Raw genomic sequence first — 12,678 nt, 5'->3', positions numbered from 1 at the left:
TTTTCTGCGAATCCCACAGGCTGACGTGCGCTTGGCCTGTGGCGGCCGTTGTTCTGAAGAAAAAGTTGTTAGGGCACTCGTTTCTGATGATAATTCTTTGAATCTGAAGATTTTCTGCCCAAGAGGCCTCTGCTGACATGAGTGACATTGGCTACGCCTGGATTCAGACGGCAGTGGGTGCCCCGGATTTCTTGGGCAAGCAGCGCGCTCGCCTGGCGTCCGTCAACCGCATCGAGCGCCTGGGGGATGGCGCCACCCTGGTGCCGCACAAGCTGGCGCCAGAGCCCACCTTGTTGCAGCAAGCCCTGTTTGCCCTCAAGCACGAGGGCGTCCGGCTGGATCTGCTGGTGAGCGCCCTGCGGCGCATCCCTCCGGCAGAGCTGGTGGCCTTAGTGCAAGCCATGCCCAACAGCATTTATGGCCGCAAGCTGGGCCACCTGTGGGAAGCCTGGCATCAGCAACGGCTGCCGGGCCTGGGTGACCCCGGTGTGGCGTCGGCCTACGCTCCCTTGTTTGATCCGGCCCACTACTTTGTGGGCCCTGCCCAGCGTGATGCCCGCTGGCGCATCGAGTTCAATGGCCTGGGTGACCTGAACTTTTGCCCGGTGGTGCGCAAAACCCCGGCGCTGATGGCGCTCATTGGCAAGGACATCCTGGGCCAAGCCCAGGCCTTTGCCGAATCCGTGGGCGAGGCCATGCTGGAGCGGGCCCTGACCTGGGCCTACCTGAGCGAGACCGAGGGCTCCTTTGCCATTGAGGGCGAAGCACCTACCGCAGACAAGACCGCGCTGTTTGCCGCCTTGCTGCGACGCGCCCATGAGCAGCGCCCGCTCACCGAAGACTGGCTGGTGGAGTTGCAAAACGCCGCCATCTCCAACCCTTTTGACCAAGCCGTTCAATTTCGCACCGAGCAGAACCGCCTGCAAAGGGATGTGCCCGGTGCCGCAGGGGTCACCTACGTGCCGCCCGAGCCCGAACTGGCCGTGGCCCTGATGAATGGGTTGATGCGCTTGGCCAACCAACGCACCGCTGAGCTGGATCCTCTGGTGCTCGCCGCCGTGGTGTCATTCGCGTTCGTTTTCATCCATCCGTTCATGGATGGCAATGGGCGCCTGTCACGCTACCTGATCCACCATTGCCTGGGCCAATCAGGCCGCTTGCCGCCACAGTTCCTGTTGCCCATCTCGGTGGCCATGAAAAAGCACGAGGCCGACTACCTGCACGCGCTCACCACCTTCAGCAAGCCGGCGCGCCAACTGTGCAAGGTGAACTGGGGCGGCGATGAACACTACACCTATGAATGGGCCCCCGAGGCTGACACTTGGTTCCGCTACATGGACCTGAGCGAAGCGGCTACGTTCACATTGGCCATGGCCGAAGCGTCGCTGGACACGCACATGCGCCAGGAGGTGGAGTTTCTGGGCCTGTTCGACCGCGTGAAGCGCCACATCAACGAGCACCATGACCTTCGCGGCAGCGACTTGGCCCATTTGATCGTGGCCATCTTCCAGAATGGCGGCACGCTGTCCAACAACCGGCGCAAACGCTATGCGGAGCGGGTGCAAGCACATGTGCTGGACGCCATTGAACAAGCGGTGAGCCGGGCCATGCAGGGCCAGCTGCTGGACAACGAAGACGAAGATCAAGAAGAAAACTGAGCACCATTCACATGGAATAGACGTTGGCACTGCATCAAGAAATCGAATCAAACCTCATGACGTTCAGGGGTAATTGATATTCCGCAGCAGCCGCTCATAAAACTGAATCATCTCCGCATACCCCGCCAAGCCAATCCGCTCATCCGTCCCATGGATGCGCGGCAAGTCCTGCGCTGTCACATGAATCGGCCGAAACCGCAAGATGGTCTCCGCCAGGTCCGCAAAGTGAATGGAATCCGTCCCGCCAATCAACAGCCCCGGCGCCACCACAGTGCCTGGCTGCAACTCCCGCAGACTCTGCGCCAGCGCCCGATACGCCTTCGAATCAGTGCTTGAAACCGGTGCAGCCTCCGCTCCCTTGGCCTGCCGCTCCACGCTCACGTCCAACCCTTCCACCACCTGCTGCACATGCCGAATCACGGCCTCGCTGGTATCGCCCGGCAGCAGCCGATAGTTGATGGTGACCGTCGCCACACCAGGCACCACATTCTCCAGCTCACCGGCCTTCAAGATGGTCGGCACGGCCGTGGTCCGCAGCATGGCGTCAGCCGCCGGCGTCTTGGCCAGCTCACGCTCCACCAAAGGCCGCGTGAGCCACAGGTTGCTCAGCACCACGCGCATCGGGCCGCTCGCCTCAGCCGCCACGGACTCCATCATCTCGCGCGGCAGGCCTTGCAGGCGGCCAGGCAAGGGCTTCGCATCCAGACGCTGCAAGGCCTCGGCCAGCACACCGATCGCATGGCGCTTGGGCGGTTGGCTGGAGTGCCCCGGTTGCCCTTTGGCGGTGAGCTTGAGCGTGAGGTAGCCCTTTTGCGACATGCCCACCAAGGCCACCGGCGCCTTCACGCCGGGCACCAGGCCGTGCGTGATCACCATGCCTTCGTCCAGCAGAAAATCGAGCTTGATGCCCTGCTCGCGCCACTGCTTGGCCACCTGCGCGGCGCCTTCGTCGCCACCCACTTCCTCATCGGCGTTGAACAGCAGATAGATGGTCTGGCGCGGCGTGAACCCAGCCTTCACCAACGATTCGACCGCTTCCATGATCGCCATCACGCTGGACTTGTCGTCCCAGGTGCCGCGGCCCCAGATGAAGCCGCCTTCGACCGCGCCCGAGAAGGGCGGCACTTGCCAGTCTTTGTCGGTGCCCGGCGCCACGGACACCACGTCCTGGTGGGCCAGCAAGGCGATGGGTTTGGCCTGTGGGTCCGTGCCCGGCCAGGTGTAGAGCAAGGCGTGCTTGCCGATGACCTGTCGCGTCAAGGTGGCGTGTGCGGCGGGGTAGCTGGTCTGGATCAGTTGGCGCAGGGCTTCGAAGGCGGCCGTGTTGGCATCGGTGGCCGACCACACGGTGTGCAACTGAACAGCGGCGCTCAGACGCTGTGCGGCCGCTGCTGCATCGACCGCCACGCCCGGCCGGGGTTCGACCTGGATTTGCCGTGAAGGGAAGCGCCAGGTTTGCCAGGCCAGGATCAAGGCCAAGCTCAACAACAGCCCGGCCAACAGCCAGAGGATGCGCCGGACCAGGGAGGGTTGGTGGGATTGAATGTCAACCATGGTTCATCTGCTTTGCCAGTTGCGGAACACTGCCCCGTGCCAATAAGCGCCTGCGCGTGCGCTCAATGTTGTTCCGCAGCGCATACAACTCATCCGCGTGTGCGAGCGGCACCGTGATCTGCGCCGCCACCCGGTCCAGCTCATCCAGCTCGTTCAGCAATTCGCTGGTGTCGGCGTCGCCCTCTTCCATCTGCGCCTCCACCTGACGAAGCCGCTCGTACCAGCGGAACACCCGCCGCCTCACCCGGTAGGTGTACAGCGGCGGCACCACGCGTGACAGCGGCAGCAACAGCACGATCAAACCACCGATGACCAGCCACATCCGCTCAAGCAGGTTGCTGGCCCAGAACGGCAGGTAGCGCTGGTAGATGGGCGGCGTGCCATTGATGGCGCGATCACCCTCGGGGCTCACGGGCAGCTCGCTGGTCCGCGTGTTTGGAAAGTCGCGCGGGCCGTTGAACCAGCCGGAGTCGCCATGGACTTGCTGGGCCGTTTGCGCGAAGAGCTGGCGCAAGGCGGGGTGCGTGTCCTCGCGCGTGAGCAGCGCCGTGGTGGCCGCCAGCAGCCCGATGTCCTCGGGCGGCAGGTCACGGGCCAGGTGCACCATGCCGCGTGGCAGCGTCACCGTTTGCAAGAAGGGGAAGCGCCGGGCCAGGGCATCGGCCTGCGGCAACTCGGCTAGCGCGATGCCGGGTTGTTGCACCAGGCGTTGCACCACGGGGGATTCGGGCGCGGTCACCAGCACCAGGGCGTCCAGCTGGCCGTCTTGCAGGGCTTGCGCGGCGGCTTCCGGGGCCATCTGCCGGATGATGATCTCGTTGGACATCAGGCCATTGGCTTGCAGCAGCCGGTCCATCAGGTCGGACGCGCCGCTGCCGGCCTGGTCCATGTTGACGCGCAGGCCGCGCAACTGGGTCAGCGAGGTCAGCCGGGCATCGGGGGCGGTGCGCTTGTCCGTGCCCTTGAGCGCGGCGGGACGGTAGAACAGCCACAAAGGTTCGTAGAACAGTGCGCCCAGCGACATGATGCCGGCGTGGGCATCGTTGCTCATGTCGGCGCTGCCACCGCGCACGAAGGCCACGTCGGCACGGCCTTCGCGCAGGGCTTGCAGGTTGCCGGCCGGGCCTTCGGTGGTGAGCAGTTGCACGCGGATGCCCTCGCGCGCCAGGGCCTGGGCATAGCGCTGGCCGAACTCGGCGTAGACGCTGCCGGCCGACCCGGTGGCCAGGGTGACGGTGCGCGGGGGTTGCGGGTCCAGCCACCAGTAGGCGGCGGCCAGCAGGCCGAGGGCCAGCAGCAGCACGGGGCCGGCGGAGGCCAGCATGTCGCGCACCGACAGCAGGGCCAGGAGCAAGGCTTGTTTGAGGTGTTTGGTCATGGCCAACTGTATGCCATGAGCCGGTCCCTCAGGCGTCGCGCGCTTCCACCTGGGCCGAGAACACATAGCCTTCACTGCGCACGGTCTTGATGTAGCGGGGCTCGCGCGCGTCGTCGCGCAGGCGTTGGCGCAGTCGGCTGATCAAGAGGTCGATGGAGCGCTCGAAGGGCTCGGTCTCTCGTCCCTGCGACAGGTTGAGCAGCTGGTCGCGGCTGAGCACGCGTTGCGGGTGGTCCAGGAAGATGCGCAGCAGCCGGTATTCGCCACCGCTGAGCGGCACGGCCACGCCGTCGGCATCGAGCAACTGGCGGTCGATGGTGTCGAGTTGCCAGTCGCCAAAGGCCAGAAGCCGCGCTTCGTCGGTGGACCGCATGTTGGGCGGCAGCATGCGCGTGCGGCGCAGCACCGAGCGGATGCGGGCCAGCAGCTCGCGGGGCGAGAAAGGCTTGGTCAGGTAGTCGTCGGCCCCCATCTCCAGGCCCAGGATGCGGTCGTGCTCGTCGTCGCGGGCAGTCAGCATCAGGATGGGGATGGCCTTGTGCTTGCCTGCGCGCAGGTCGCGGCACAGGGTCAGGCCGTCTTCGCCGGGCATCATCAGGTCCAGGATGACCAGGTCGAAGGGGCCCGCCGTGTCGAGCGCCTGACGCGCATGGCGGCCGGTGGGCGCGGTCACGACGCGCAGGCCGTTCTTGCTCAGATAGATGTCGAGCAGGTCGCGGATGTCGCGGTCATCGTCGACGATCAGGACACGGTCTCCGGGGGGTGTCGTCATGGGTGTGTTCTTTCAAGGGCGCGGCAAGGTCAGCCGGGCTTCGAGCCCGCCGCCTTCGCGGTGGTGCAGGGAGAGCCGTGCGCCGATGGTCATGGCCAGTTGCTGCGCGATGGCCAGGCCCAGGCCAGTGCCGCCGGTGTCGCGGTTGCGCGAGCTTTCGACGCGGTAGAAGGGCTTGGTGACGGCCTCGAGCTGGTCGGGCGGGATGCCGGGGCCGCGGTCGAGCACGGCGATGGTGAGCGCGTGCTCGTCCGCTGCCAGGTGAACAGCCGCATCGCCACCGAACTTGAGGGCGTTGTCGATCAGGTTGCCCAGGATGCGGCGCAGGGCGTGGGGCCGCGTGACGACGGGCACACTCAGCTGCCCTGCCAGCGTCACCGGTTGGCCGGTGTCCTGGTAGTCGGCCACCAGCGCGTTGAGCAGGGCGTCCAGGTCCATCTTCTGCGGTGCTTCGGTGTCGCCGTGCAGCGTGCGGGCGTAGGCCAGGCCTTGCTTGACCAGGGCCTGCATGGCGTCGAGGTCCTGGCGCAGCTTGTCGCGCACCGGGCCCTCGTCCATCAGCTCGGTGCGCAGGCGCATCCGCGTCATGGGGGTTTGCAGGTCGTGCGAGATCGCGGCGAGGATCTCGACGCGCTCGTCCATGTAGGCGGCGATGCGGCGCTGCATGGCGTTGAAGGCCCGTGCCGCGCGGGCCACCTCGGCCGGGCCGGTTTCGGTCAGCTCGGGGGCTTTCAGGTCGGGCCCGAGTTCCTCGGCCACCGTGGCCAGTTGGGCCAGGGGGCGGGTCACCAAGCGCACGGCCTGCCAGCCGCACAAGCCCAGCACCGCCAGTTGAAGCAGCAAGACGCCTGGCACCCAGTTCGACACCGGCATGGGCACGCGTTGGCCATGGATGACCACGTGGCTGCCGTCGCTCAGGCGCACTTCGATCAGCAGGGCTTCGGGGTTCAAGGGGGACTGGGCCACGCGCGTCACAGCGAAGGGCTTCAAGGCCCCCGTGATGGCCTGGATCAACTGCTGCACGATGGGCGAGCTGGGGGGGGAGCCGCCCTCTTCCCAGCCGCCCAGCGAGAAGCGGTAGTTGCGCCGCTCCAGGCGGTCGAACCAGGCGGGGCGCTCGGCGGCAGGCAGCCGGTCCAGGATGGCCACCGAGCTGGCGATGTCGCGCTCGATGCTGGACAGCATCAGCGTGCGCAGGGCTTGCCCGCGCTCAAGCTGCATCGAGGCGAAGGCCAGCAACTGGGCGGTGACCAAGCCGATCACCAGGATCAACGTCACCCTGGCGAAGAGTGTCCGGGGGACCAGCCTTTGCCACCACGGCGGGGCGGGATCAATGGATGGCGGGGAGTGCGCGTGGTCGGACATCGGGGCACCTGGTCATGTTCACCGCGATTGTTGGGCATCCGGCTGGTGAGGGGGCGATGGTTGATGGCCTGGTGTAGTCGGCCAGTGGACCCGACACAGTACGTTACACAGCCAGCCCGGTTACACAGCCAGCCCGGTCACGAAGCGCTTCAGGCGCCGCAGGCCTTCGTGCAAATCGTCCTGAGACGCTGCGTACGACAGGCGCACATGCCTGGCCGCGCCACAGGCGCCGAAGTCGTACCCTGGCGTCAGGGCCACATGCGCCTCGTCCAGCGCCTGTTCGCAAAAGCGCATCGCATCCAGGCCGGTGCCGCTCACGTCGATGTACACGTAGAACGCGCCATCGGGCCGCACCGGCACGGGCAGGCCGATGTCGTCCAGCCCTTGCAGCACCAGCGCGCGCCGCGCCGCGAACTCCTGCCGGCGCGCCTCGCAGGCCGCGATGGATTCGGGCGTGAAGCAGGCCAGCGCGGCCATCTGGGCTGGCGTTGGCGCGCAGATGTAGTAGTTCTGCGCCAGGCGCTCCATCGCAGGCACCAGCGCATCGGGCACCACGGCCCAGCCCAGGCGCCAGCCCGTCATGCCGAAGTACTTGGAAAAGCTGTTGATCACACAGGCGCCAGGGTCGAAGGCCAGCGCGGTCTGCGCGGGCTGGCCCGAAGCCGCATCGGCGTCGCTCAGGTTCAGGTAGATCTCGTCGACGATGCGCCAGGCCCCATGGGCCTGCGCCCAGCCGCAGATGGCGGCCAGTTCCGCCTGGGGCACCGAAGTGCCGGTGGGGTTCGAGGGCGTGGCGATCATCAGGCCGCGGGTGCGGTCGCTCCAATGACGTTGCACGGCGGCCAGGTCCAGCTGGAAGCGCGAGGCGGCGTCGGTGGGCACCAGGCGCACGTCGGCGCCGAAGCCGCTCAGGAATTGGCGGTTGCAGGGGTAGGAAGGATCGCCCACCAGCACCTCGTCACCCGGGTCCACCAGTGCCGCGGTCAGCAGCAACAGCGCGGCCGAGGCCCCTGCCGTGACCACCACGCGCTCTGGGCTGATGCGCACGCCATGCGCATGCAGGTAGAAGCCGGCGATGGCCTCGCGCAGGGCGGGCAGGCCCAGGGCGCCGGTGTAGGGCAAGGGCGTGTGGCTGCCGGCAATGCGCTGCAACTCGGCGCGCACGGCGGGGGGCGCGCCAAAGTCGGGTTCGCCCAGGTTGAGCCGGATCACGCGGTGGCCGGCGGCTTCGAGCGCGGCCGCCCGCTTGCCGAATTCCATGGCCAAAAAAGGGGTGATGGCTTGGGCGCGTTGGGAGATTTTCATAAGGAGGGGGCCTTGTACACCAGCACCTTCAAGGCCCGATCGCTGGACACGTCCGCGAACACCGCCGGGTTGGCCACGCGCGCCACGAAGCTCAACTCAGGCGCGAGTTCCTTCATCTGATCCTGCAGGAACGCCGCGCTGTGCTTGGGCGAATTCAGGCACAGCAGCGCATGTCCATCCGGGGCCAGCAGGTCGGGCAGGCGGCGCATGAGCTTGGCATAGTCCTTCTCGGCCACGAAGCTGCCCTTCTGGTAACTGGGTGGGTCCAGGATGATCAGATCGTAAGGGCCTCGGCGGCTGATCGTGCCCCACGAGCTGAAGATGTCGTGCGGCAGGAAGCTGGCCCCGCTGATCAAGCCGTTGAGCTGGTGATTCTGCTTGCCGATGGACAGCGCGGCACCGCTCATGTCCATGTTGATGACCTGCCTGGCGCCCGCCTTCAGCGCCACCACCGAAAAGGCGCAGGTGTAGGCGAACAAGTTGAGCACTTTCTTCAAACCAGGGCGGGCGGCCACGTGGTCGTGCACCCAGTGTCGTCCCTCGGCCATGTCCAGGAACAAGCCGTGGTTGAGGCCTTTGAGCAAGTGCACACGGTAACGGGCGCCTTGCGCTTCCACGATGTGGGGATCGGGCACCTCGCCTGTCAGCAGGCGGGTTTCGGCCCGGGCGTCATCGCGTGTTTGAAGCACCAGGTTCAAAGGCAAGCCAGGCGCGATCTCGGCCCAGCGCTGGGCCAAGGCCGTTTGAATGGGCGCGAGTTCTTCATCGCTCACCGCTTGAAAGCTCGTCAACAGCCACACCGGCGTGAAGTAGTCCAGCGACCACTGCTCGCAACCCGGAAACAAACCGCCCCGGCCATGGAAGACGCGCTGGGCTTCGGAGGGCAACTCGATGGTGGCGATGGCATCGAGCAAGGCTTGGAAAGGGTTCACGGGTCGACTTCGGGGTGAGGCTGACCGGCATTCTGCCTGGGCGTGCGGCGCTGTCAGGATGCCGGCGGCCGTGTTGAATCAACTCAGCAGGCCAGACCCTGCTCGCCGTGGCCGGTTTGGCCCCCGTGTCCTGGCTTTCGGGCCGTTTCCGGCCGAACAGCGGAGCTACAGCATATCGCCGGATCGGGTCTTGTGCCGCCCAGTTGCATGAAAACCCCGAAACACGTTTTCCCTGCCAATTCGGTCCACCCAAGTCGGCCCGATTTCTGCATGATGGTCACCAGTGGCCCTTGCAATGCCGCAGGGGTCACCTTCCTAAACCGATTGATCTCACGAAGGATGGCGCATGAATTGGCTTGACAACGTTTCGTCTGACAGCGATCAACGGATTGCCCCGGCCTGCTTGTACCAGGGGCACTGGCGGCACCGCCTGCACCCCTACGGCGAACTGCTCTTGTGCCGGGTGGTGGTGGATGTGGCCGAGCCCCGCGTGGTGGCCGCCCAGATCACCGAAAACGGTTTGGTCGAAGACCTGGACGCCAGCGACCTGGAAGAACTGAATCAGGTGATGCTGACCCAGCAGGAAGTGCACCACCGGCCCACGGCCTGGGGACTCACCGCCTGCGCCATGCTGCCGGCCTGGGCCAAGCCCACCTTCAGCGAAAGTCAGATCGAAGAACTGGAGCGCATCCAGGGTTACCTGATCGAGGCCTCGGACGAGTCCGTGGACACGGTGCTGAAGTTGCGTGACCAGTTTCTGCAAGGCATCGGCATGACCCACCATGATGTGCACCGGGCGGTGCGGCAGCCCGCCGAATACGGCACGGGCCTGCGCAAGGGAGGCCGTGGCCTGGCCAGCTGACCACATGGTGTAGAAGGTGAATCCTGGCAACACCCTCACCAGGATTCACCACCGTGTCAACAGACTCCCTTCAACAACTGGCGCAAGCCTTGGACCAGTTCGCGCAAGCGCGTGATTGGCCGCGGTTCCACGCGCCCAAGAACCTGGCCTGTGCGCTCACCGTCGAAGCGGGCGAATTGCTCGAACACTTCCAGTGGTTGACCGAGGACCAAAGCCGGCAACTGGGCGGCCACCAGCGCGAGGCCGTGGCCTTGGAGATGGCGGATGTGCTGCTCTACCTGGTGCAGCTGTCCTCAGCGCTGGGCATCGACCTGCTGGACGCGGCCCGGCGCAAGATGGTGCTCAATGCCGAGAAGTACCCGGTCAGGCCACCGCTTTAAGCCACCGCTTTAATTAAGATGGGCGCCACCCTTCAGCCCGGACGCCTTGCCAACATGTTCGACCGCATCATGGCCACCCTCGCCGCCGAGTTCTCCGACGCCCCGGACGTGGAGCAGATCACGCGCATCCTGGTGCGGCTGTTGCTGGCCGCCATCCTGGGCGGGGTGCTGGGCTACGAGCGCGAGCACCATGGCAAGGCCGCCGGAGTGCGGACGCACATGCTGGTGGCCATGGGCTCGGCCTTGTTCGTGCTGGTGCCCAACCAGGCGGGCATGTCGATCGCCGACATGAGCCGCGTGATCCAGGGCGTGGTGGCAGGCATCGGCTTCCTGGGCGCGGGGGCCATCATCAAGCGCCAATCCGAAGAAGATGTGCAGGGCCTGACCACGGCGGCCGGGGTCTGGATGACCGCGGCGATCGGCATCGCCTGCGGGCTGGGCCGTGAGTCGACCGCGGTGATCAGCGCGGTCCTGGCCCTGGTGGTGCTCAATGTGGTGCCCCGCTTGCTGGGCAACGGCCGCCACCGGCCCGCCCGCTGATGTCCAAGCCCGCACGTGCCCAGCAACTGACCCTGCTCACTGGCCTGTACGCCGCGCAAGGCCTGCCTTTCGGCTTCTTTTCGCTGGCCTTGCCGGTGCTGCTGCGCGAGGCCGGGTGGTCGCTCACGGCAATCAGCCTCCTGCAATTCCTGGCCTTGCCTTGGGCCATCAAGTTCTTGTGGGCGGCGGTGGTTGATCACCACGGCACGCCGCGCACCTGGCTGCTCAGCCTGCAATGCGCGGCCATCGGCATGGCCCTGTGGCTGTCGCAACTCGACCTCCACCTGGGCAGCGTGGTGCTGTTCGCGGCGGTGTTCGTTTTCAATTTCATCGCGGCCACGCAGGATGTGGTCACCGATGGCCTGGCCGTGCGCCTGCTGAACGCGCAGGAGCGTGGGTTGGCCAACGGCCTTCAGGTGGGGGCCTATCGCCTGGGCATGATCCTGGGTGGCGGTCTGCTGCTGTGGGTCTTCGCGCGCAGCAACTGGTGGGTGATGTTCCTGTGCATGGCGGCCCTGCTGGCCCTCACCACCCTGCCCGTGCTCTTCTGGCGCGATCCGCCCAAGCCGCCAGTGCCCGCGGCCAAGGCGCCGCACACTCGGGGCTGGCACCTGGGCATCGCCTGGTGGCACCGGGTGATGTCGCCGGGCATGCTGGCGCTGGTGGGCCTGATCTTTTGCTATCGCTTTGGCGACCAGCTGGTCAGCTCGCTCATCATCCCCTTCCTGAGCGACCAGGGTTTGGGCAAGGAAACGATCGCCGTGATGAAAGGCGCCGTGGGCTCGACCACCAGCCTGATCGGGGCGGCTTTGGGCGGCTGGTTGACCTTCCGGGTGGGGCGCCGCCATGCCTTGCTGCTCAGTGGCTTGGCGCAGGCGGCGGGCTTCATGCTGTACATCGCGGCGGCGCTGGGCCTGGGGGGCACCGAACTGCTGTGGACGGCCACCATCGTGGAGGGCGTGGTCGGCACCATGGCCTCGGTGGCCTTGTTCGCCTTGATGATGGACGCATCCGACCCCGCACACGCGGGCACCGACTACACGCTGCTGGCCAGTGTCGTGGTGGTGGTGAGCAGCCTGGGCAATCTGGCGGGCGGCGTGCTGGGCGATGCCTTGGGCTATGCCGCGGCGTTCACCGTGGGCACGGTGCTGGCGGCGGCGGGGTGCGTGTTCCTGGTGTGGCGGCTGGACCGTCAACCCACGCACGAACGGGTGGCGCAGGCCTGGCGTTGATGCCCGTGCAACCGTGTCAGAGGGCGTGCTTCTCAGAGGCGTGCTTGGCGCAGGCCACGGCACACAACTCGCAAGCGGCCTTGCACTGGATGCAGTGGTCATGGTCGTGCTTGGCGCACTCCGCGGCGCAAGCCCGGCAGATGTGCGCGCAGACGGCACAGAAGTCACCGTGGTGGGGTGAGTGGCGTGCCATGGCGTTCAAGGTGGCCGCGCAGATGTCGGCGCAGTCCAGGCACAGCAAGGCGCACTTGACCATCGCCGGATCGCCTTCGCGGATGTCGGCCGCCGCGCAACGCTGGCTGTAGTGCAGGGCCTCTTCGCAGGCCTCGATGCATTCGTCGAAATCTTGTTCGGTGTCGGGGTGGGCCATGGCGGTCTCCTGATCAACTGGGGTCTCGGGCACGGGTCTTGGACACACCTGTGACGATGCCCAGGCCCAGCAGGATCAAACAGGCGATGCCGATGTAGAGGTGCGGCACGCCCGCAACCACCAGGCCCCAGGCGATGCCGCCGGTGATCAGCAGGAAGCCGACGAGGTAAAGGGTGAATGACATGGTGATGCTCCTTCGATGAAGCAATGGTTCCATGAGGCCAGGCTTCGCCCCATCGGCAGGCGCCCGAACTTCTTGTAGGCCTGCACCTACAGCAGGTTCCCCACGGGCAGCAGGGTGTTGTGCCGACCGCAAGACAGGCGCCATGC

13 protein-coding genes are annotated in these 12,678 nt (G+C 66.2%); 5 read left to right on the top strand and 8 right to left on the bottom strand.

Going from position 1 to position 12,678, the window contains the following annotated elements:
- The first annotated feature begins 137 nt into the window (after positions 1–137).
- Positions 138–1,658 (top strand): Fic family protein, encoded by a 1,521-nt coding sequence (locus tag ACREB4_RS04910; RefSeq protein WP_431587080.1) that lies wholly within the window; start codon positions 138–140, stop codon positions 1,656–1,658.
- A 63-nt stretch (positions 1,659–1,721) separates the two neighbouring features.
- Here ACREB4_RS04910 and ACREB4_RS04905 read toward each other — a convergent pair whose 3' ends face one another.
- From ACREB4_RS04905 to ACREB4_RS04880, 6 genes are all read right to left on the bottom strand, one after another.
- Positions 1,722–3,212 carry a M20 family peptidase gene (locus tag ACREB4_RS04905; protein ID WP_431587079.1) on the bottom strand — a complete coding sequence of 497 codons (1,491 nt, stop codon included), beginning with the start codon at positions 3,210–3,212 and terminating at the stop codon, positions 1,722–1,724.
- A complete protein-coding gene (locus ACREB4_RS04900; protein WP_431587078.1) occupies positions 3,205–4,590 on the bottom strand; it encodes a TAXI family TRAP transporter solute-binding subunit in 1,386 nt (461 codons plus the stop codon). Before ACREB4_RS04900 ends, ACREB4_RS04905 begins: the two co-directional genes overlap by 8 nt.
- A gap of 28 nt (positions 4,591–4,618) precedes the next feature.
- Positions 4,619–5,362, bottom strand: a complete 744-nt coding sequence (locus tag ACREB4_RS04895; RefSeq protein WP_431587077.1) for a response regulator — start codon at positions 5,360–5,362, stop codon at positions 4,619–4,621.
- A gap of 12 nt (positions 5,363–5,374) precedes the next feature.
- A complete protein-coding gene (locus tag ACREB4_RS04890; RefSeq protein ID WP_431587076.1) occupies positions 5,375–6,727 on the bottom strand; it encodes an ATP-binding protein in 1,353 nt (450 codons plus the stop codon).
- A 120-nt stretch (positions 6,728–6,847) separates the two neighbouring features.
- Positions 6,848–8,032, bottom strand: a complete 1,185-nt coding sequence (locus ACREB4_RS04885; RefSeq protein ID WP_431587075.1) for an aminotransferase class I/II-fold pyridoxal phosphate-dependent enzyme — start codon at positions 8,030–8,032, stop codon at positions 6,848–6,850.
- Entirely contained in the window at positions 8,029–8,964 is a 936-nt protein-coding gene (locus ACREB4_RS04880; protein WP_431587074.1) for a class I SAM-dependent methyltransferase, read from the bottom strand. The genes ACREB4_RS04885 and ACREB4_RS04880 overlap by 4 nt, the downstream gene beginning before the upstream one ends.
- Positions 8,965–9,310: 346 nt before the next feature.
- Between ACREB4_RS04880 and ACREB4_RS04875 the strand changes: the two genes are divergently transcribed.
- From ACREB4_RS04875 to ACREB4_RS04860, 4 genes are read left to right on the top strand one after another with little or no spacing between them, the layout of a single operon-like run.
- The gene (locus tag ACREB4_RS04875) at positions 9,311–9,826 is read left to right on the top strand and encodes a hypothetical protein (protein WP_431587073.1); all 516 of its coding nucleotides are present in this window, start codon (positions 9,311–9,313) and stop codon (positions 9,824–9,826) included.
- Positions 9,827–9,879: 53 nt separating this feature from the next.
- The gene (locus ACREB4_RS04870) at positions 9,880–10,206 is read left to right on the top strand and encodes a nucleotide pyrophosphohydrolase (protein WP_431587072.1); all 327 of its coding nucleotides are present in this window, start codon (positions 9,880–9,882) and stop codon (positions 10,204–10,206) included.
- Between the two features lie 54 nt (positions 10,207–10,260).
- Positions 10,261–10,746: an MgtC/SapB family protein gene (locus tag ACREB4_RS04865; RefSeq protein ID WP_431587071.1), complete on the top strand. Its 486-nt coding sequence runs from the start codon at positions 10,261–10,263 to the stop codon at positions 10,744–10,746.
- The gene (locus tag ACREB4_RS04860; protein WP_431587070.1) at positions 10,746–11,978 is read left to right on the top strand and encodes an MFS transporter; all 1,233 of its coding nucleotides are present in this window, start codon (positions 10,746–10,748) and stop codon (positions 11,976–11,978) included. Before ACREB4_RS04865 ends, ACREB4_RS04860 begins: the two co-directional genes overlap by 1 nt.
- Before the next feature lie 16 nt (positions 11,979–11,994).
- On the opposite strand, the gene ACREB4_RS04855 is transcribed toward ACREB4_RS04860, so the two are convergent.
- Both ACREB4_RS04855 and ACREB4_RS04850 read right to left on the bottom strand, forming a co-directional pair.
- On the bottom strand, positions 11,995–12,348 hold the full coding sequence (locus ACREB4_RS04855) for a four-helix bundle copper-binding protein (RefSeq protein ID WP_431587069.1): 354 nt from the start codon (positions 12,346–12,348) through the stop codon (positions 11,995–11,997).
- A 13-nt stretch (positions 12,349–12,361) separates the two neighbouring features.
- A complete protein-coding gene (locus ACREB4_RS04850) occupies positions 12,362–12,532 on the bottom strand; it encodes a hypothetical protein (protein WP_431587068.1) in 171 nt (56 codons plus the stop codon).
- Positions 12,533–12,678: the final 146 nt, after the last annotated feature.

This window comes from Aquabacterium sp. (genome assembly GCF_050725395.1).
Taxonomy (GTDB): domain Bacteria; phylum Pseudomonadota; class Gammaproteobacteria; order Burkholderiales; family Burkholderiaceae_C; genus Aquabacterium.
This window is presented reverse-complemented; position numbering and strand designations above follow the sequence as displayed.